We start from the raw sequence: 20297 nt of genomic DNA on the forward strand, positions 1-20297 counted from the left end.
ACGTCCTCAGCCCGGCCGCCTTCGGCGGCGGAGCGTCCTTGCTCGGCGCGAACGGACGAGCAAGCTCGCCGCTCGGCCTCGCTCGGTCGTTACGCTCGTCAGTCCTCCTTGGCGCCCAGGGTGCCGAGGTAGAGCTCGATCACCTTCGGGTCGTCCGCGAGGGCGCGTCCGGCACCGGTGTAGGCGTTGCGGCCCTGGTCGAGCACGTAGCCACGATCGCAGATCTGCAGGCAGCGGCGGGCGTTCTGCTCGACCATCACGACCGAGACACCGGCCTTGTTGATCTTGCGGGTCTGGACGAAGACCTCGTCCTGCATGACCGGGGAGAGTCCCGCGGAGGGCTCGTCGAGCAGCAGGACGGACGGCTCCATCATCAGCGCCCGGCCCATCGCGACCATCTGACGCTCACCACCGGAGAGCCCGCCGGCGCGTTGCTTGCGCCGCTCACCGAGGGCCGGGAAGATCCCGGTCACGAAGTCGAACCGCTCCGAGAACTTCTTCGGTGACTGGTAGCAGCCCATCTCGAGGTTCTCCTCGATGGTCAGGCTCGGGAAGACGTTGTTCGTCTGCGGCACGAACCCGATGCCGCGGGTCACCAGCTCGTCGGCCCGCTTTCCGGTGATGTCCTCACCCTCGAGCTCGACCTTCCCCTCGTGGATCTTCACCAGGCCGAAGAGCGCCTTGAGCAGGGTCGACTTGCCGGCGCCGTTGGGGCCGATGATGCCGACCAGCTCGCCGGGCTGGCAGTAGAGGTCGGTGTCGTTGAGGATGTTGACGCCAGGAAGGTAGCCGGCGATCAGGCCATCTGCCCGGAGCACCGCACCCTCGGCCGCGGCCAGGTGTGCCTCGCGGAACTTCTCCGCGTCGGCGGCAGGGTCAATGGTCACTTCGCATCCTCCTCTTGGGCGATCTCGGCCTCGACCTCGGCCTCGAGCGTCTCCTCGTCGAGCTCGCTCAGGTCGGTGTCGTGGTGAGCCCCGAGATAGGCGTCGATGACGCGCTGGTCCGCCATGACGCTGGCCGGCGTACCCTCCGCGACGATCTTCCCCTGGGCCATCACGATGACCCAGTCGGAGATGTCTCGGACCATGTCCATGTCGTGCTCGACGAAGAGGACCGTGCGGCCCTCGTCGCGCAGCGACTTCACGTGGCCCAGCAGCGACTGCTTCAGGGCCGGGTTCACACCGGCCATCGGCTCGTCGAGCATGACCAGATCCGGGTCGACCATGAGCGCGCGGGCCATCTCCAGCAGCTTGCGCTGACCACCCGAGAGGGAGCCGGCGAAGTCCTCGCGCTTCTTGTCGAGCAGGAACCGCGCCAGCAGCTCGTCGGCCTTCTTGGTGACGTCGTCCTCCTGCTTGCCCCACAGGAACTTGAACGGCGCGGCCCAGAACCGCTCACCCTTCTGCCCGGTGGCGCCCAGGCGCATGTTCTCGAGCACCGTGAGCTTGGCCAGCACCTTGGTGAGCTGGAAGGTGCGCACCATCCCGCGACGGGCGATCTTGTAGGGCGCGACCCCCTTGAGCGACTTGCCCTCCAGGCTCCAGGAGCCGGTGTTCGGCTGGTCGAAGCCGGTCAGCAGGTTGAAGAAGGTCGTCTTGCCGGCACCGTTGGGGCCGATCAGCGCGGTGATCACCCCCCGCTGGATCTCGACGTGCTCGACGTCGACGGCGGTCAGGCCGCCGAACGTACGCGTGATCTTGTCGGCGACCACGATCGGGTCGGGCTTCTTGCTTCCCGGCTCCGTGCTCACCCCGACCAGGCCCGCGGGCCCGGTCTTGCTGGTCTCGGTGTTCGTCTCGGTGTTCGTCTCAGGCATGTCAGCGTCCATCGATCGCGATCTCCCTACGGTCGCCGAAGATCCCCTGGGGACGGAAGATCATCAGCAGCATGATGGCCAGACCGAGCACGATGTAGCGGATGAGGCTGGCCTGGGTGTCGGTCATGATCACGGTCGGGATCCAGCCACCGTCACCGGCCGACTGGCTGAAGAACGAGCCCAGCGCGGCGATGATGAACCAGAACAGGATCGCGCCGATGACCGGCCCCAGCACCCTGGCAGCGCCACCGAGAAGCAGCGCGGCGAAGGCGTAGAAGGTCATCAGTGTCGAGTAGTCGGTCGGCACCACGGAGGCCTGCTTGAGCGCCAGGAACAGGCCGCCCAGACCACCGATGACACCGCCGAGGGCGAGGGCCTGCATCTTGTACGCGAACACGTTCTTGCCCAGCGAGCGGACCGCGTCCTCGTCCTCACGGATCGAGCGGAGCACCCGGCCCCACGGGCTGCGCATCAGTGCCCACACGAGCAGACAGCACAGCGCGACCAGGATCCAGCCGACGGTCAGCGACCACAGGTCGTTGCGCCCGAAGGCGACGACGCCGAGGTCGACGCCCCCGTTGTAGGGGTTGGCGTCCTGGAACGGCTGGGCGTAGCCGGTCAGCCCGTTGGAACCACCGAAAAAGTCCTTCGTCTCGACCGAGCCGAAGACGAAGCGCAGCACCTCGGCCGAGGCGATCGTGACGATCGCCAGATAGTCGGCACGCAACCGCAGCGTCGGCAGACCAAGGATCACGGCCAGCACGATCGGTGCCACCACCGCCATGATCACGCCGACGAAGAACGGCGCCTCGAAGGTGACCACTGCGACTGCCAGACCGTAGGCCCCGGCGGCGACGAACCCGGCCTGACCGAAGTTGAGCAGCCCGGTGTAGCCGAAGTGGATGTTGAGGCCGATGGCGGCCAGGGCGAAGACGATCGCCTGGGGGCCCAGCGCCTGCTGCAGTCCGGAACGGAGAATCTCTAGAATATCCATTGTCTCTCCTACCCGAGCCGCTCTTTGCGACCCAGGATGCCCTGGGGCCGCACCAGCAGGATCACGATCATGATCAGCAGCGGGCCGACCTCCTTGATAGAGGTGGGTACGCCGAACATCGGCCCGAGCTCGTAGACGAGCCCGATCACCAGCGACCCGACCAGCGCGCCCCATACCGTCCCCAGGCCACCGAGGGTGACCGCGGCGAGGACGACGAGCAGGATGCGCATACCCATGAAGGTGTTGATCTCGGAGGCTCGCAACGCGTAGAGCACGCCCGACAAGGCGGTCAGCGCGCCACCGATCACCCATGCGTAGGTGATGACGCTGTCGACCCGCAGACCCGAGGAAGCGGCCAGGGCCGGGTTGTCGGAGACCGCGCGCATCGCCTTGCCCATCCGGCTCTTGGAGAGCCACACGCACACCGCGACGATCGTGATGACGGAGATCACGACGATGACGGCCTCACGCTCGGCCATGGCGAAACCGAGGTAGTACCAGTGCTGTTCACGCACCTGCTGGGTGTACTGCGAGAACGCCCGTGTCGAGGAGCTGAAGAAGTACTGGAACAGGTAGCGAAGGAAGATCGAGAGACCGATCGAGACGATCATCATCGCGATCAGCCCGGTACCGCGGTGTCGAAGGGGGGCCCACACCACCTTGTCCTGCAGGTATCCGCCGACGCCGCCGAGAATGACCGCGACGATGCCGGCCAGGATCACCGAGACCGTGGCCAGGCCGCCGGTCTTGAAGATCTGGTCGAAGGTCCAGGCCATCACCGCTCCGAAGGTGATCAACTCACCTTGGGCGAAGTTGGACAGTCCGGTCGTGCCGAAGACCAGGTTGAACCCGAGTCCGGCCAAAGCCAGCACCAGGGCGAACAGGATCCCCGCCCGCAGGTTCTTGGCGAGATCTCTGGTGAAGCTGGACTGCTCCCCGGCAGTCACCCCGATCGGGAAGATCGCCCGGTTGTTGGGCCCCTGGAAGCGTACCTGGACGGTTGCCTCGTCCTTGGTGTTCTCGTCGAGCACGGTCCCTGAGGGGAGCGTCTTCTCGTCGAGGGTCACGACGTACTCGCCGAGCTCCTCGACGACGATGGTCGCGACGCCCTGGGCGTCGGTGACGCCCTCACCGGCCTTCTTGCCGTCCTTGGTGACCTCGAGGGTCACGCCCGGGACGGGTTTCGGATTGCCTTCGGCATCCTTGTTGGCCTGGTCCTGAAGCGTCACCTGGATCGCGGTGGCGTCCGGCGGTGGGGTCTCGGTTGCCTGTGCGGCACCCGGGGTCCCTACCAACAGCACCATCAGCGCACCGATGAGCGCGACCAGGACTCTGTAGAGCCGCTTGCGCACGTGGGTACTCCTGCCTATGTGTCCTGAAGGCGGATCCTGACACCAGGTGGGGGTACTGGTCGGCCGGATCCGCCGGGGCAGTCTAGGCAGACTTTGGACAGGAAGGACACGGAGCCGGCAGGTCGGCGAAGACCGCAACCGATCTGTGATGTGTCGTTTACACGACTCCTTTACCCAGCCTTTACCCAGCCGCGGACGGTAGGTCAGGTCTGGGGGCCGCTGATGCCGTGCTCGATGACGCCGTCGGCGACCTGCCGCATCGAGAGTCGCAGGTCCATCGCGGTCTTCTGGATCCACCGGAACGCGTCGGGCTCGCTCAGCGTGAGCCCCTCCTGCAGGATGCCCTTGGCCCGGTCGACCGCCTTGCGGGTCTCCAGCCGCTCGGTCAGACCGGCGACCTCCTTCTCGAGCTGGGCGAGCTCCTGGAAGCGGCTCACCGCCAGCTCGATCGCGGGGACCAGGTCGGTGATGTTGAACGGCTTGACGAGGTAGGCCATCGCGCCGGCGTCGCGCGCCCGCTCCACGAGCTCACGCTGCGAGAACGCGGTCAGCATCACCACCGGCGCGATCCGGTCACGCGCGATCGCCTCGGCCGCCGCGATCCCGTCGAGCACCGGCATCTTCACGTCGAGGATCACCAGGTCGGGCCTGTGCTCGGTGGCGAGCTCGATCGCGACCTTGCCGTCGCCCGCCTCGCCGACGACGTCATAGCCCTCTTCGGTCAGCATCTCCTTGAGGTCCATCCTGATCAGGACCTCGTCCTCTGCGACGACGACCGTGCGTCGCTCGTGGGTCTTCGGCGTGCTGCTGAGGCTGATCTCCGTCACGAGCACAGACTAGGCCATGAACGGCACGTCCCGGTTCAGTGATCCCGCCGTCGGTCCGGTAAGTTTGATCACTGCCGGGCCCGTTCGCGGGCCGAGGAGCCCCGGTACTCCAACGGCAGAGAGGGCGGTCTCAAACACCGTATAGTGTCGGTTCGAATCCGACTCGGGGCACTCAAAGACGCGAGGCCGTGGAGTTGCGTACGCATCTGATGCGACACAGTTCCACGGCCTCTGACGTTCTAGTGGCGCAGAGGCTCAGGCCTTCCGCTCGTAAGCCGGCGCGACCTCGTTGATCGCGTCGCCGATGCGGTGGATGCGCAGGGCGTTGGTGGAGCCGGGGATCCCGGGAGGCGAGCCGGCGATGATGACGACGAGGTCGCCCTCCTCGACACGGCCGATCTTGAGGAGGTTCTCGTCGACCTGGCGGACCATCTCGTCGGTGTGCTCGACCTCGTCGGTGCGGAAGGTCTCGGTGCCCCAGCTGAGCGCGAGCTGGCTGCGTACGGAGTCCAAGGGGGTGAAGGCGAGCAGCGGGATCCCGCCACGCAGCCGGGAGAGCCGACGGGCCGAGTCACCCGAGGTGGTGAAGGCGACCAGGTATTTCGCGCCGACACGGTCGGCGACCTCGGCGGCGGCCTTGGCGATGACCCCCGAGCGGGTGTGCGGGTCCCAGTCGATCCGGCTCAGCACGGCGGCTCCGCTCCCGCCCGGGGAGAGGGCGTGGCGCTCGGTGGCGGCGATGATGCGGGCCATCGTCTCCACGGTGTGGATCGGGTAGTCCCCCACGCTCGTCTCGGCGGAGAGCATCACCGCATCGGCGCCGTCGAGGACCGCGTTGGCGACGTCGTTGGCCTCCGCGCGGGTCGGCGCCGGGTTGGAGATCATCGAGTCGAGCATCTGGGTGGCGACGATGACCGGCTTGGCGTTGAGGCGGGCCAGCTCGATGATCCGCTTCTGCAGGAACGGCACCTCCTCCAGCGGGCACTCCACACCGAGGTCACCACGGGCGACCATGAACATGTCGAAGGCGGCGATGACCTCATCGAGGTTCTCGATCGCCTGCGGCTTCTCGATCTTGGCGATGACCGGGACGACACGCCCCTCCTCGTCCATGATCTTGCGTACGTCCTCATAGTCCTGCGCGTTGCGCACGAAGCTGAGCGCGATCATGTCCACGCCGAGCTCGAGCGCGAAACGCAGGTCGGCCTCGTCCTTCTCGGACAGAGCCGGCACGGAGACGGCGACACCGGGCAGGTTGATGCCCTTGTTGTTCGACACCGGCCCGCCGACCAGTACCTCGGTGTGGACCTCGGTGTCCTCGACCGCGGTGACCCGCAGGCGCAGCTTGCCGTCGTCGATCAGGATCGGGTCGCCGACCTTCACATCTCCGGGAAGGCCCTTGTACGTCGTCCCGCAGACCTTGTCGTCACCGGAGACCTCACGCGTTGTGATCGTCCAGGCCTGACCGCGGTGCAGGGTCGCCGATCCCTCCTCGAAGCGCTCCAGACGGATCTTGGGCCCCTGCAGATCAGCGAAGATGCCCACGCTGTGCCCGCTCGCCGCGGCCGCGTCACGCACCAGCTCGTAGTTGCCGGAGTGGTCCTCGTGGGAACCATGGCTCATATTCATCCGAGCCACGTCCATGCCCGCGTAGACGAGCTCGCGGATGCGGCGCTCCGTCCCGACGGCCGGACCAAGGGTGCAGACGATCTTCGCTCTTCTCACGGGAGCCCAGACTACCCCTCTGGATCGTTCAAACCAGCACCGGCGGGCTGCCCTGAGATGGCCATTCATCGAGCATTCACCCAGGTCCGCCGGTCAGATGCCGCCTGCCCGCGCCACATCCTGCGTGATGTCCCCGGACGACTAGCCTCTCCCCCACAGCCCGGCAATGCACATGAGCGACAAACTCATCACCGCAAGTGTGTAGAGACTTCGTCGGATCCGTGCTGGACGGACATGGCCGTCTCCTCGATCCTCGACGGTGAACGGCTCCGGGTTCCCGCGACCGACGGCCGAGAGACAACCGGCCCGGCACCCCCGATGTGGAGGTGCCGGGCCAGTCATCGGCACGCCGTTGTGCCTCGAGGTGTCAGCCTCAGACCATCAGCTGCCGGTCCGTCGGGCGGATCGGCGCGGGCAGGTTGGTCGAGCCGGTGAGGAAGGTGTCGACAGCGGCCGCGGCGGCACGTCCCTCGGCGATCGCCCACACGATCAGCGACTGTCCGCGACCCGCGTCGCCGGCGACGTAGACGCCCGGGACGGAGGTGGCGAAGGAGTCGTCACGGGCGACGTTGCCGCGATCGTCGTACTCCACACCCAGCTGGGTCAGGAGGCCGTCCTTCTCCGGGCCGGTGAAGCCCATCGCCAGCAGCACGAGGTCGGCGGGGATCTCCTTCTCGGTCCCCTCCTTCTCGGTCAGCTTGCCGTCGATGAACTCGACCTCGACCAGTCGCAGCGCACGCACTCGGCCGTCCTCGGTGCCGAGGAACTCCTTGGTGGAGACGGCATAGGTCCGCTCGCCACCCTCCTCGTGCGCGGAGGCGACCCGGTAGGTCATCGGGTAGGTCGGCCACGGCTGGGCGTCGGGGCGCTCCTCCGGCGGTCGCGGCATGATCTCGAGCTGGGTGATCGACTCCGCGCCCTGGCGGATCGCGGTGCCGAGACAGTCGGCACCGGTGTCACCGCCGCCGATGATGACCACGTGCTTGCCCTCGGCCAGGATCTGGTCCGGGACGGCCTCGCCGATCGAGGCGCGGTTGGACTGCGGCAGGTATTCCATCGACTGGTGGATCCCGTCGAGCTCGCGCCCGGGGACCGGCAGCTCGCGACCGATGGTCGAGCCGTTGGCCAGCACGATCGCGTCGTAGCGGTCCTGGAGCTGGGCGCCGGTGATGTCGGATCCGGCGTCCACGCCCGGGCGGAAGACCGTGCCCTCGCGGCGCATCTGCGCCAGGCGCTGGTCGACCTGCGACTTCTCCATCTTGAACTCGGGGATGCCATAGCGCATCAGCCCGCCGATCTTGTCGGCACGCTCGTAGACCGCGACGGTGTGACCGCTGCGGGTGAGCTGCTGTGCCGCGGCCAGGCCCGCGGGCCCGGAGCCGATGACGGCGACCGCCTTGCCGGAGAGCCACTCGGGCGGCTGCGGCTTGACGTAGCCCGCGTCCCAGGCCTTGTCGATGATCGAGACCTCGATGTTCTTGATGGTCACCGCGGGCTGGTTGATGCCCAGGACGCAGGCGGTCTCGCACGGCGCCGGGCAGAGGCGACCGGTGAACTCGGGGAAGTTGTTGGTCGCGTGCAGACGCTCCGAGGCGCCCTCCCAGTCGTTGCGCCAGACCAGGTCGTTCCACTCGGGGATGATGTTGCCGAGCGGGCAGCCCTGGTGGCAGAACGGGATGCCGCAGTCCATGCAGCGCGAGGCCTGGGTGTTGATGATCGGCAGCAGGGTCCTGCCGACCTTGCCCGGGTAGACCTCGTGCCAGTCCTTGACCCGCTCATCGACGGGACGCCGGGTCGCGACCTCGCGCCCGTTCTTCAGAAAACCCTTGGGGTCAGCCATGGAGGACCTCCATAATTCGCTGCGCGGCCTCGTCCTCGTCGAGACCCTCCTCGAGGGCCTCCTCCTGGGCTTCGAGCACGCGCTTGTAGTCACTGGGCATGACCTGCGTGAAGCGGGTCAGTGAGTTGGGCCAGTCGGCCAGGAGCGCCTCGGCCACGGCCGAGCCGGTCTCCTCGAGGTGGTCGCGGACGAGCTGCTCGAGCTCGGCGGCGTACTTCTCCTCGACCGGGGTGGCGTCGTCGAGCTCGCTGTTGAGGCGCTGCTCCTCGAAGTCGAGGACCCAGGCGACCCCACCGGACATGCCGGCCGCGAAGTTGCGTCCGGTCGGACCGAGGACGACGACACGACCACCGGTCATGTATTCGCAGCCGTGGTCGCCGACGCCTTCGGTGACGATGGTGGCGCCCGAGTTGCGGACCGCGGCCCGCTCCCCGACACCACCACGGATGTGGATCCGTCCGCTGGTGGCGCCGTAGGCCAGCGTGTTGCCGGCGATGATGTGCTCCTCGGCCCTGAACCCGGCCGTACGCTCCGGGCGGATGACCAGCCGGCCACCGGAGAGGCCCTTGCCGACGTAGTCGTTGGCGTCACCTTCCAGGCGCAGGGTCAGACCGCTCGGGACGAAGGCGCCGAAGGACTGGCCCGCGGAGCCGGTGAAGGTGATGTCGATCGTGCCCTCGGGCAGGCCCTCACCTCGGTAGCGCTTGGTGATCTCGTGGCCGAGGATCGTGCCGACGGTGCGGTTGACGTTGCGGATCGCGAGCTGGGCGCGCACCGGCTCCCCGCGCTCGAGCGCGGGTGCGGCGAGCGGCAGCAGCTCGTTGACGTCCAGGGACTTCTCCAGGCCGTGGTCCTGCACCTTGGTGTTGTAGAGGTCCTGGTCGGCGAACTGCTGCGGCGACTCGACGCGGGCGAAGATCGGCGACAGGTCGAGTCCGGATGCCTTCCAGTGGTCGATCGCCTCGCGGGCGTCGAGCGCCTCGGCGTGTCCGACCGCCTCGTCGATGCTGCGGAACCCGAGCTCGGCCAGGAGCTCGCGGACCTCCTCGGCGACGTAGCGCATGAAGTTGACGACGTACTCCGCCTTGCCGGTGAACCGCTCGCGCAGGACCGGGTTCTGGGTGGCGACGCCGACCGGGCAGGTGTCCAGGTGGCACACCCGCATCATCACGCAGCCGGAGACGACCAGCGGCGCGGTCGCGAACCCGAACTCCTCGGCACCGAGCAGCGCCGCGATGATCACGTCGCGCCCGGTCTTGAGCTGACCGTCGGTCTGCACCACGATCCGGTCGCGCAGGCCGTTGAGGAGCAGCGTCTGCTGCGCCTCGGCGAGACCAAGCTCCCAGGGACCGCCGGCGTGCTTGAGGCTGGTGAGCGGGGAGGCGCCGGTGCCACCGTCGTGACCGGAGATCAGGACCACGTCGGCGTGTGCCTTGGAGACACCGGCGGCGACGGTGCCGACACCGACCTCGGCCACGAGCTTGACGTGGACGCGAGCGCTCGGGTTGGCGTTCTTGAGGTCGTGGATCAGCTGGGCGAGATCCTCGATCGAGTAGATGTCGTGGTGCGGCGGCGGAGAGATGAGGCCCACGCCCGGCGTCGAGTGACGCGTCTTGGCCACCCAGGGGTAGACCTTGTGCCCGGGCAGCTGGCCGCCCTCACCGGGCTTGGCGCCCTGAGCCATCTTGATCTGGATGTCGTCGGCGTTGGTCAGGTATTCGCTCGTCACACCGAAGCGTCCCGAGGCCACCTGCTTGATCGACGAGCGACGCTTCGGGTCGTAGAGACGATCCGGGTCCTCGCCACCCTCACCGGTGTTGGACTTGCCGCCGAGGATGTTCATCGCGACGGCGAGCGTCTCGTGAGCCTCCTTGGAGATCGAGCCGTAGGACATCGCGCCGGTCGAGAACCGCTTGACGATCTCCTCGACGGGCTCGACATCGTCGATCGGGACCGGCTGACGGCCGAGGTCCGCGGCGCTCTTGAGGTTGAAGAGACCGCGCAGCGTCATCAGCCGCTCGGACTGCTCGTTGACCCGGTCGGTGTACTGCTTGAAGACGTCGTAGCGGCCGGTACGGGTCGCGTGCTGGAGCCGGAAGACCGTCTCCGGGTCGAACAGGTGGGGCTCACCCTCACGCCGCCACTGGTATTCGCCGCCGATGGGCAGCGCGCGGTGGGCGTTGGCGACTCCGTCGCGCGGGTACGCCGTGGCGTGCCGCCTCGCGACCTCCTCGGCGATCACGTCGAGGCCGATGCCGCCGAGCTTGGAGGTGGTGCCGGTGAAGTAGCGGTCCACGACCTCCTTGGACAGGCCGACGGCCTCGAAGATCTGGGCGCCGGTGTAGGAGGCGACCGTGGAGACGCCGATCTTCGACATCACCTTGAGGACGCCCTTGCCGAGCGCCTTGATCGTGTTGGCCATCGCCTTGTCGGCATCGGCCTTCACGTAGTAGCCCTCGAAGGCGAGGTCCTCCACGGACTCGACCGCCAGGTAGGGGTTGACCGCGGAGGCGCCGTAGCCGATCAGCAGAGCGACGTGGTGGACCTCGCGTACGTCCCCGGCCTCGACCAGCAGGCCGACCTGCGAGCGGGTGCGCTCACGGACCAGGTGGTGGTGGACGGCGCCGGTGAGCAGCAGCGACGGGATGGGGGCCATCTCCTGGGTGGAGTGGCGGTCGGAGAGCACGATGATCCGCGCGCCGTCCTCGATGGCCCGGGAGACCTCGGCGGAGATCTCGTCCAGACGCGTCTGCAGCGCCTCGGCACCGCCGTCGACCTCGTACAGGCCCCGCACGATGTGAACCGCGAAGCCCGGCATGTCGCCGTCGCGGTTGATGTGACGGATCTTGGCCAGGTCGTCGTTGGAGATGACCGGGAACGGCAGCACGATCTGGCGGCACGAGGCCGGACCGGGACGAAGCAGGTTGGACTCGGCGCCGATGGTGCCGTTGAGGCTGGTGACGAGCTCCTCGCGGATCGCGTCCAGCGGCGGGTTGGTGACCTGCGCGAAGAGCTGGGCGAAGTAGTCGAACAGCATCCGGGGCTTGTCGCTCAGCGCCGCGATCGGGCTGTCGGTGCCCATCGACCCGATCGTCTCGGCGCCGGTGTTGGCCATCGGCGCGAGCAGGATCCGCAGCTCCTCCTCGGTGTAGCCGAAGACCTGCTGGCGGCGGGTCACGCTCGCGTGGGTGTGGATGATGTGCTCGCGCTCGGGGATGTCCTCGAGGCGTACGAGACCGGCGTGGAGCCACTCGTCGTAGGGGTGCTCGGCGGCGAGCTCGGACTTGATCTCGTCGTCCTCGATGATGCGGTGCTCGGCGGTGTCGACGAGGAACATCTTGCCCGGCTGGACGCGACCCTTGCGGACCACGGTGGCGGGGTCGATGTCATCGAGCACGCCGGCCTCGGAGCCGAGCACGACCAGGCCGTCCTCGGTCACCCAGTAGCGGCTCGGGCGCAGCCCGTTGCGGTCCAGGACCGCGCCGATCTGGGTGCCGTCGGTGAAGACGACCGACGCCGGACCGTCCCAGGGCTCCATGAGCGTGGAGTGGAACTCGTAGAACGCCTTGCGGGCCGCGTCCATCTCCTCGTGCTTCTCCCACGCCTCGGGGATCATCATCAACATGGCGTGGGGAAGGCTGCGGCCGGAGAGGTGGAGCAGCTCGAGCACCTCGTCGAACGAGGCCGAGTCGGAGGCCCCCTCGGTGCAGATCGGGAAGAGCCGCTCCAGGTCGCCCGGGATCACGTCGGACTCGAGCAGCGCCTCGCGCGCCTTCATCCAGTTGCGGTTGCCCATGACGGTGTTGATCTCGCCGTTGTGGGCGATGAACCGGAACGGGTGGCTCAGCGGCCAGCTCGGGAAGGTGTTGGTCGAGAACCGGCTGTGGACGACCGCGACCGCGGAAGCGACCCGCTCGTCGACCAGGTCGGGGAACACGTCGGCCAGCTGGGGCGTGGTGAGCATGCCCTTGTAGACGATGGTGCGGCTGGAGAGCGAGGGGAAGTAGACATCGGTCTCCTTCTCCGCCCGCTTGCGCAGACAGAAGGCGAGACGCTCCAGGGCCAGGCCGGTCACGCGCTGCTTGCCGCCCGCGACGAAGAGCTGGCGGAAGGTCGGCATGACCGCCTTGGCGGTGGCGCCGAGGGAGTCAGGGTTGACCGGGACCTCGCGCCAGCCGAGGACCTCGAGGCCCTCCTCGGTCGCGATCTCCTCGACGAGCTTCACGCTGCGATCGACCTGGTCGGCCTCGCCCGGGATGAAGGCGGTGCCGACGGCGTAGGCGCGCTCCGCGGGGAGGTCGAAGTCGACGACCTCACGCAGGAAGGCGTCGGGGACCTGGAGCAGGATCCCCGCTCCGTCACCAGAGTTGGTCTCGGCGCCGGCGGCGCCGCGGTGGTCGAGATTCACCAGGGCACGGATGCCCTGCTTCACGATGTCGTGGCTGGCTTCGCCGGTCAGCGTCGCGACCATGGCGACGCCGCAGGCGTCCTTCTCGAACCGAGGGTCGTAGAGGCCCTGGGGGGATGGATACGAGTGCTCGTACGGCACCGGGATCTCCCGTCTGTCCGGGCTCAGGTGCGCAACAACCGACGCAGCCCAATAGCCCCGGATTTTGACTCTGCTTCGAGTCGAGGTCCGGAGCGGGGGATGTCTGCGACAGGTGCGCGCGCCCTTGCGGGGATGAAACTGGCAATCTGCAGGGGACAGCGTTGGCCCGCGCGAGTGGGGCTAGGTTACCACTGAGTCACGGGTAGGTTCCGAACAAGGGTCCATCGCTGGACACCATCCCGTGAGCGGCGGCATTCCGCCCAATATCTGCGCCTGATCAGGCCTTGGTCGAGGATTCCTCGTCGGTGGCACCGTTGTCAGCGTCGTCGCCGTCAGGATCGTTCGAGGGGGCCTTGGCAGGATCGCTGTAGACCTCCTCCTCGACCTTACCCCGCCCGGTGAAGGTGGCATACGTCCACCACGCTGCGGCGAGCACGAAGAGAATGATCGACATCCACTCGCTCCAGCGCAGGCCGAGCACGTCGTGGAGCTGCACGTTGTCGATGCGCAGGGTCTCGATCATCCCGCGGCCCAGGCAGTAGGCCATGACGTACAGCGCCACCACGCGGCCGCCGCCCAGGCGCAGCTTCTTCTGCAGGTAGACGATGGCGAAGAAGGCGATGACGTCCCAGCAGAACTCGTAGAGGAACGTCGGGTGGAACGTGGTGCCGGCCGGGAACTGGCTGGGCCCCTCGGGGAAGCGCGAGGGGTCGATCTCCAGGGCCCAGGGCAGGTCGGTGGGCTCGCCGAAGAGCTCCTGGTTGAACCAGTTGCCCCAACGGCCGATGCCCATCGCCAGCAGGCAGGTCGGGGCGACGGTGTCCAGCAGCGGGGTGAACTTGATCCCCTTGACCTTGGCTCCGATGATCGCGCCCACGGCACCGAGCGCGATCGCACCCCACACCCCGAGCCCGCCACGCCAGATGTAGAGCGCCTCGATCGGGCTGCCGCCGTCACCGAAGTAAAGCTGCCAGTCGGTCATGACGTGGTAGATCCGGCCGCCGACCAGCCCGAAGGGCACCGCCCACAGGGCGATGTCCTGGATGTCGCCGGCACGGCCGCCGCGCGCCTGCCAGCGCCGCTCGGAGACCCAGACGGCGACGACGATGCCGAGGATGATCGCGAACGCGTAGCCGCGCAACGGGACCGGTCCGAGCCAGAGCACGCCTTCGGCCGGGCTGGGGATGGACATCGGGAGCATCATGCGGCGCTCTTTCTGATTGGCTCTGGCTCTGACTCGGGCTGGCTAGCTCTGACTGAGAAGGCGGGTGATGTCGTCGGCGAACTGCTTGGGCGAGGTGTTCATCGACCACACGACGCTGGCCCGTCCCTGGGAGACGGCGGAGACGTGAGTGTCGTGGACCCCGAGATCGTAGCCCCCGCTGGGTAGCCGGTCGGCCTCGCCTATGTAGAGCCGCATCGACTCGGCCAGGGTGACGATGTCCTTCAGGTCTCCGGTCAGGCCGATGAAGTCCTCGTCGTAACGGTCGAGATACTTCTCCAGCACCTTGGTCGTGTCGCGCGCCGGGTCGGTGGTCACGAAGACGACGTCGACCTTGTCCCGGTCCGCGTCGTCGAGACGGGTCAGCGCCGCGGTCAGGCTCGACATCACCAGCGGGCACTCGTCAGGGCACTGCGTGTAGCCATAGAAGACCAGCGTCAGCGGCTTGTCGGCGTCGGTGGCCAGGGAGTAGGGCTCGCCGTCGGTGTCGGTCAGCGCGGTGTCGGAGAGCTGGTAGGCGGTGTGCTCCTGCCCGTTCATCGCCGAGGCCGGCTTCTGACCGGTTCCGGCGGCACCGCAGCCGGCGAGGAGCCCGATGAGGGCGAGCAGAACGGGTAGAGCCAGGAACCTCAACGCGCACGGACTCCCGCGGCCAGGTCCTCGGTCAGGCTCGCCAGCGCCTTGAGCGCCGCGCCCTCGTCGGAGCGGTTGTCCAGCAGCGTACGAACGAAGGCGGAGCCGACGATGACGCCGTCGGCGTAGGCGGCCATCTCGGCCGCCTGGGCTCCGTTGCTGACCCCGAGACCGACGCCGACGGGCAGGTCGACCCCTGATGGGCTGAGCCTCTTCGTGCGGGCCACGAGCGGGGCGGCCAGGTCGGACGTCTTCGCCCGGGCACCGGTGACGCCCATGACCGCGGTGGCGTAGACGAACCCGCGGGACTGGGCCGTGGTCATCGCGATCCGCTCATCGGTGCTGCTCGGTGCGACCAGGAAGACCTTGTCGAGGTCGCGGGCGTCGGCCGCCTCGATCCACTCCGCCGCGAAGTCGGGGGTGATGTCGGGGGTGATCAGGCCCGCGCCGCCCGCGTCCTGCAGCTGTTGGGCGAAACGGTCGACACCGCGCCGCTCGATCGGGTTCCAGCTGGTCATCACCAGGGTCGGCACGCCCGTGGCGGCCACGGCCTCGACGACGCGGAACACGTCATCGACACGTACGCCGCCATCGAGTGCCTGCTGCACGGCATCTTGGATCGTGGGGCCGTCCATGACCGGGTCGGAGTAGGGCAGACCGATCTCGATGATGTCGCAACCGGCCTCCACCATCGTCGTCAGCGCCTCGATCGAGCCCTCGACCGTCGGGAAGCCCGCCGGGAGATAGCCGATCAGGGCGGCACGGTCCTCGGCCTTCGCCTTCGCGAACGCTACCGACGTACTCACTTCTGGTCTCCCTGCTTGCTGTCGCCAAGTCCGAAGTAGTCAATCGCCGTGCCCATGTCCTTGTCGCCACGACCGGACAGGTTGATCAGGATCGTGGCGCCCTCACCGTGGCGTTCCTTGATCTCGGGCGCGATCTTGATGGCGCCGGCGATCGCGTGGGCCGACTCGATCGCCGGGATGATGCCCTCCGAGCGCGAGAGCAGCGCGAAGGCCTCCATCGCCTCCTTGTCGGTGATCGAGGTGTAGGCGGCACGGCCGGACTTGGCCAGCCAGGCGTGCTGCGGGCCGACGCCCGGGTAGTCGAGCCCGGCGGAGATCGAGTGGGACTCGATGGTCTGGCCGTCCTCGTCCTGGAGCACATAGGTGCGGGCGCCGTGGAGTACGCCGGGGTCGTTGGCCTGGATGGTGGCGGCGTGACGGCCGGTCTCGAAGCCCTCTCCCCCGGCCTCGAAGCCGTGGATCTCGACGTCCTTGTCGTCCAGGAAAGCGGTGAAGAGGCCGATGGCGTTGGAGCCACCGCCGACCGCGGCGACGACGGCGTCCGGGAGGCCGCCGAACTGCTCGAGGGACTGCGCCCGGGCCTCGTCGCCGATGCCGCGCACGATGTCCCGGACCAGCGTCGGGAACGGGTGCGGCCCGGCGGCGGTGCCGAACAGGTAGGCGGTGTGGTCCACGCTCGCCACCCAGTCGCGCAGAGCCTCGTTGATCGCGTCCTTGAGGGTGCCGCTGCCCGACGGCACCGGGACGACCTCGGCGCCGAGCAGCCGCATCCGGGCCACGTTGAGCGCCTGGCGGTCGGTGTCGACCTTGCCCATGTAGACGGTGCAGTCCAGACCGAAGTAGGCCGCCGCGGTCGCGGAGGCCACCCCGTGCTGGCCGGCGCCGGTCTCGGCGATGACCCGGGTCTTGCCCATCCGCTTGGTCAGCAGCGCCTGGCCGAGGACGTTGCGGATCTTGTGGGCGCCGGTGTGATTGAGGTCCTCGCGCTTGAGGAGGACCCGTACGCCGAGCTGCTCGGAGAGGCGGGTCGCGTGGTAGAGCGGGCTCGGCAGGTTGGCGTAGTCGCGCAGGATCGCGTCGAACTCGGCCACGAACTCCGGGTCGGCCTTGGCCTTGGCCCAGGCGTCGTCGAGCTCGATGAGCGCCTTCATCAGGGCCTCGGGCATGAACCGGCCGCCGAACCCCTCGGCCTCGCCACCGAACCAGCCGAACTCGTCGGCGTCGTAGCTCGTCGTCTCGTTGATGTGCGTAGTCATGGCTGTATCTGCTCTCGGCCCTTGCCTTGGATTCCGGTGAACTCGGCGACCGTGCCTCGCGGGTCGCCATGCTTGACCAGCGCCTCACCGACCAGGACCGCCCGGGCCCCTTCGGTGACGTGGCGCTTGACGTCGGTGACGGTGAAGATGCCCGACTCGGCGACCTTCACCCGGTCCTCGGGGATGAGCGGGGCGAGCCGGCCGAAGACGTCCTGGTCGATCTCGAGGGTCTTCAGGTTGCGGGCGTTGACGCCGATCAGCTCGGCGCCGAGGTCGACCGCGCGGGCGACCTCGGGCTCGTCGTGGGTCTCGACCAGCACGGTCAGGCCCAGCTCGCGCGCGTACTCATAGAGGTCGCGCAACGTGTCGTCGTCCAGCGCGGCCACGATCAGCAGCGCCAGGTCGGCTCCGGCGGCGCGGGCCTCCAGCAGCTGGTACCGCTCGACGATGAAGTCCTTGCGCAGGATCGGGGTGTCGACGGCGGCCCGGACCGTACGAAGGTCGGCGAGGGAACCACCGAAGCGGCGTTCCTCGGTGAGCACCGAGATCGCGGCGGCGCCGCCGGCGGCGTACTTCGCGGCCAGCTCGGCCGGGTCGGGGATGTCGGCCAGGGCGCCCTTGGAGGGGCTCTTCCGCTTCACCTCGGCGATCACGCTGCTGCCGGTCGCACGCAGGTGCGGCATCGGGTCCCGAGGCGCGTCGACGTCGGCGAGGGCGGCCCGCAGATCCGCCTCGGACACGGCCGTCTGACGCTGCGCCAGGTCCTGACGTACGCCGTCGATGATCTTTTCGAGCACCGACATGTTTAAACCTCTCGTTTCCGGGTATGACCCACGTGCAAAGCCTCTCACCCGAACCGTGACACGCCCGATTTGGCGCCACAGTGCGGGCAGGAAAGGTTAAGTTTCTCCCATCTCACCCAACGCCTGACTTTGGAGGTCAGACACATGAGCTACGGAACACCCCCGCCGCCGCCGCAGTACGGTTCGCCGGCACCCGGTCAGCCCGGGCAGCCCGCGGGCAACAACAAGAAGGCGATCTGGGCACTGGTCCTAGGCATTCTCGGTTGCGTCTGCTGTGGTTTCTTCGCCGGTATCCCGGCGATCATCCTCGGCAAGATGGCCCAGAACGAGATCGACGCCTCGGCAGGTGCGCAGAGCGGGCGCGGCATGGCCACTGCCGGCTTCATCCTCGGCATCGTCGCCGTTGTCTTCGGCATCATCGGGCTCATCTTGAGCCTGACCGGCGCGCTGGACTTCAGCGGCAGCACCACCACCTACTGATCCTGGGCTGACTTCAGCCTCGGCATCGGTGCTGGCAAATCAGCGAGGCCCCCGGCAGATCTGCCGGGGGCCTCGCTGTCTCACAGGCTCAATGGGACTCGACGTTGAAGCCGAGCTTGGCGAGCACGATGAAGAGCAGGCCACCGACGACGGTGACGGCCACACCGACCCAGAAGACGAACCAGCTGATCGGGTCGAGCATCATGGCGACGCTGCCGATCAGGAAGCCGAGGAGACCGACCGCGACTGCGATCCAGGCTGCCGGGGTGTTGCCATGGCTGGCGGACATGCGATGACTCCTCTACGAGTTCTCTTAGCTGTTGCGAAGCCCGAAGCAACCAGATGGGCTTGGCTGCAGTGTATTCACTCATTCCCCTTTGTCGGGTCACGACCCTCGTCCAGGGACTTCCAGACGTCCAGCGTCGACTGTTCCTCCAGCGGCTTCTGCTCGGGTTTCGAGTCGGCCGGAGCGTCGTACTTTCGCCCCATCTCGGGCCACGAAGGCGCCAGACGTACGCCCGCGGCGGCCGCCGCGACGGTCACGACCGCACCGAGGAGCGCGAGATAGGGCCAGGGGGTGGTGGTGTGCTGGGTCTCGCCCCAGACGACCTCGGAGTCGATCGCTCTCCCGAGCGCGTCGATCCCGGCGTGGCCGAAGAAGGTGAAGATCACACCGATCCCGGCCAGGCCAGCGAGGGCGGCCACCAGGCGGCGTACGAGACCTCTGGTGACCAGGACGACGCCCCAGGCCGCGAGCGCGACCAGGGCCAGACCGGTGGTCGCCGGGGAGTCGTTCAGGTCGGCTGGCATCGGACCCGGCGCGGTGACCTTGACCCACTCGCTGGAGCCGGCCCAGGCGGCCAGAGCCGCGCCGGCGAGACCGGCGGTGATGGTCGGCCCGAACGTCCTCATCGAGTAGCACCGGACGAGATCAGCCCGGCGTCGAAGCAGGTGTGATCGCCGGTGTGGCAGGCCGGGCCCTCCTGATCGACCTTGAGCAGGATCGTGTCGCCGTCGCAGTCCAGGCGCACCTCCTTGACGTACTGCCGGTGGCCGGAGGTCTCCCCCTTGACCCAGTACTCCTGCCGGCTGCGGGACCAGTAGGTCGCCCGGCCCGTCGCGAGCGTGCGCGCCAGGGACTCGTCGTTCATGTAGCCGAGCATCAGCACCTCGCCCGTGTCGTGCTGCTGTACGACCGCGGGCACGAGCCCGTCGGGGTCGCGCTTGAGCCGATCGGCGATTTCGGGGGCCAGCCCCTCGCTGGGTCCAGTAGTCACCCCTCCAGTATCGCGCAAGGGGTCAGCTGCCCTGCTGGGCGACCCAGGAGGCGTGCAGGCGTGCGTAGATGGAGCCGTCCTGGGCCACCAGATCTGCGTGCGGGCCGCGCTGGGCGAGGCGACCGTCGTCTACGACGATCACCTCGTCGGCGGCCTCGGCGGTGGAGAGCCGGTGGGCGATGGTGACCGAGGTACGGCCGCTCATCAGGCGCTCCAGAGCGCGGTTGATCCGCATCTCCAGGCGCGGGTCGACGGCCGAGGTGGCCTCGTCGAGCACCAGCAGGTCCGGGTCGGCGAGCTGGGCGCGCAGCAGCGCCACCAGCTGCCGCTCGCCCGCGGAGAGCGACTCGCCGCGCTGACCGACGCGGGTGCGGACGCCGGCGGGAAGGCCGGCCAGCCAGTCACCGAGGCCGAGCACACGCGCCGCGTCCTCGATCTCGTCGTCGGTCGCGGACAGGCGGCCGTAGCGTACGTTCTCGGCGAGCGTGGAGTCGAAGAGGAAGCCCTCCTGCGGGACGAGCACGACGCTGGTGCGCAGCGAGGCGTTGCCGATCTCGCGTACGTCGACGCCGTCGAGACGAACCTGCCCGTGCGTGACGTCCATGACCCGGGTGAGCAGCTTGGCGATCGTCGACTTCCCCGAGCCGGTCTCGCCGACCACCGCTACCCGCCGTCCGGGCGCGATCTCGAAGGAGATGTCGTGGAGGACCGGCC

18 protein-coding genes and 1 tRNA gene are annotated in these 20297 nt (G+C 68.1%); 2 read left to right on the forward strand and 17 right to left on the reverse strand.

Annotation, left to right across the window (positions count from 1 at the left end):
- Window positions 1-98: 98 nt before the first annotated feature.
- The 5 genes from ACRDPS_RS21645 to ACRDPS_RS21665 form a co-directional block, all read right to left on the reverse strand.
- Complete coding sequence (locus ACRDPS_RS21645) at window positions 99-887, reverse strand: ABC transporter ATP-binding protein (RefSeq protein WP_431503732.1); 789 nt, start codon at window positions 885-887, stop codon at window positions 99-101.
- Window positions 884-1819, reverse strand: a complete 936-nt coding sequence (locus tag ACRDPS_RS21650) for an ABC transporter ATP-binding protein (protein ID WP_431503733.1) — start codon at window positions 1817-1819, stop codon at window positions 884-886. The genes ACRDPS_RS21645 and ACRDPS_RS21650 overlap by 4 nt, the downstream gene beginning before the upstream one ends.
- Before the next feature lies 1 nt (window position 1820).
- On the reverse strand, window positions 1821-2813 hold the full coding sequence (locus ACRDPS_RS21655; RefSeq protein ID WP_431503734.1) for a branched-chain amino acid ABC transporter permease: 993 nt from the start codon (window positions 2811-2813) through the stop codon (window positions 1821-1823).
- 8 nt (window positions 2814-2821) lie between these two features.
- The gene (locus ACRDPS_RS21660; protein ID WP_431503735.1) at window positions 2822-4165 is read right to left on the reverse strand and encodes an ABC transporter permease subunit; all 1344 of its coding nucleotides are present in this window, start codon (window positions 4163-4165) and stop codon (window positions 2822-2824) included.
- Between the two features lie 203 nt (window positions 4166-4368).
- Window positions 4369-4998, reverse strand: coding sequence for an ANTAR domain-containing response regulator (locus ACRDPS_RS21665; RefSeq protein ID WP_431503736.1), 630 nt, complete (start codon window positions 4996-4998; stop codon window positions 4369-4371).
- Between the two features lie 92 nt (window positions 4999-5090).
- On the opposite strand from ACRDPS_RS21665, the gene ACRDPS_RS21670 reads away from it, so the two are divergent.
- Window positions 5091-5163 (forward strand) — tRNA-Leu (locus ACRDPS_RS21670).
- An 84-nt stretch (window positions 5164-5247) separates the two neighbouring features.
- Here the strand turns inward: ACRDPS_RS21670 and pyk are convergent.
- The 8 genes from pyk to trpC form a co-directional block, all read right to left on the reverse strand.
- Window positions 5248-6717, reverse strand: coding sequence for a pyruvate kinase (gene pyk, locus ACRDPS_RS21675; RefSeq protein ID WP_431503737.1), 1470 nt, complete (start codon window positions 6715-6717; stop codon window positions 5248-5250).
- 373 nt (window positions 6718-7090) lie between these two features.
- On the reverse strand, window positions 7091-8557 hold the full coding sequence (locus ACRDPS_RS21680; RefSeq protein ID WP_431503738.1) for a glutamate synthase subunit beta: 1467 nt from the start codon (window positions 8555-8557) through the stop codon (window positions 7091-7093).
- Window positions 8550-13106 carry a glutamate synthase large subunit gene (gltB, locus tag ACRDPS_RS21685; protein ID WP_431503739.1) on the reverse strand — a complete coding sequence of 1519 codons (4557 nt, stop codon included), beginning with the start codon at window positions 13104-13106 and terminating at the stop codon, window positions 8550-8552. Before gltB ends, ACRDPS_RS21680 begins: the two co-directional genes overlap by 8 nt.
- Before the next feature lie 277 nt (window positions 13107-13383).
- Window positions 13384-14298 carry a prolipoprotein diacylglyceryl transferase gene (lgt, locus tag ACRDPS_RS21690; protein WP_431503740.1) on the reverse strand — a complete coding sequence of 305 codons (915 nt, stop codon included), beginning with the start codon at window positions 14296-14298 and terminating at the stop codon, window positions 13384-13386.
- 54 nt (window positions 14299-14352) lie between these two features.
- Entirely contained in the window at window positions 14353-14961 is a 609-nt protein-coding gene (locus ACRDPS_RS21695) for an SCO family protein (protein ID WP_431503741.1), read from the reverse strand.
- Window positions 14958-15767: a tryptophan synthase subunit alpha gene (gene trpA, locus ACRDPS_RS21700; RefSeq protein WP_431503742.1), complete on the reverse strand. Its 810-nt coding sequence runs from the start codon at window positions 15765-15767 to the stop codon at window positions 14958-14960. The genes ACRDPS_RS21695 and trpA overlap by 4 nt, the downstream gene beginning before the upstream one ends.
- Entirely contained in the window at window positions 15764-17023 is a 1260-nt protein-coding gene (gene trpB / locus ACRDPS_RS21705; RefSeq protein WP_431503743.1) for a tryptophan synthase subunit beta, read from the reverse strand. Before trpB ends, trpA begins: the two co-directional genes overlap by 4 nt.
- Window positions 17020-17826, reverse strand: a complete 807-nt coding sequence (trpC, locus tag ACRDPS_RS21710) for an indole-3-glycerol phosphate synthase TrpC (RefSeq protein ID WP_431503744.1) — start codon at window positions 17824-17826, stop codon at window positions 17020-17022. The genes trpB and trpC overlap by 4 nt, the downstream gene beginning before the upstream one ends.
- Before the next feature lie 144 nt (window positions 17827-17970).
- On the opposite strand from trpC, the gene ACRDPS_RS21715 reads away from it, so the two are divergent.
- Window positions 17971-18306 carry a DUF4190 domain-containing protein gene (locus ACRDPS_RS21715; RefSeq protein ID WP_431503745.1) on the forward strand — a complete coding sequence of 112 codons (336 nt, stop codon included), beginning with the start codon at window positions 17971-17973 and terminating at the stop codon, window positions 18304-18306.
- An 88-nt stretch (window positions 18307-18394) separates the two neighbouring features.
- On the opposite strand, the gene ACRDPS_RS21720 is transcribed toward ACRDPS_RS21715, so the two are convergent.
- The 4 genes from ACRDPS_RS21720 to ACRDPS_RS21735 all read right to left on the reverse strand — a co-directional run.
- Window positions 18395-18595 (reverse strand): HGxxPAAW family protein, encoded by a 201-nt coding sequence (locus ACRDPS_RS21720; protein ID WP_431503746.1) that lies wholly within the window; start codon window positions 18593-18595, stop codon window positions 18395-18397.
- A gap of 74 nt (window positions 18596-18669) precedes the next feature.
- A complete protein-coding gene (locus tag ACRDPS_RS21725; RefSeq protein ID WP_431503747.1) occupies window positions 18670-19218 on the reverse strand; it encodes a Trp biosynthesis-associated membrane protein in 549 nt (182 codons plus the stop codon).
- Window positions 19215-19583: a phosphoribosyl-AMP cyclohydrolase gene (gene hisI, locus ACRDPS_RS21730; RefSeq protein WP_431503748.1), complete on the reverse strand. Its 369-nt coding sequence runs from the start codon at window positions 19581-19583 to the stop codon at window positions 19215-19217. The genes ACRDPS_RS21725 and hisI overlap by 4 nt, the downstream gene beginning before the upstream one ends.
- A 22-nt stretch (window positions 19584-19605) precedes the next feature.
- The coding region (locus ACRDPS_RS21735) for an ABC transporter ATP-binding protein (RefSeq protein WP_431503749.1) at window positions 19606-20297 on the reverse strand (692 nt) is incomplete at its 5' end.

This window comes from Nocardioides sp., from assembly GCF_050699375.1.
Classification (GTDB): Bacteria; Actinomycetota; Actinomycetes; order Propionibacteriales; family Nocardioidaceae; genus Nocardioides.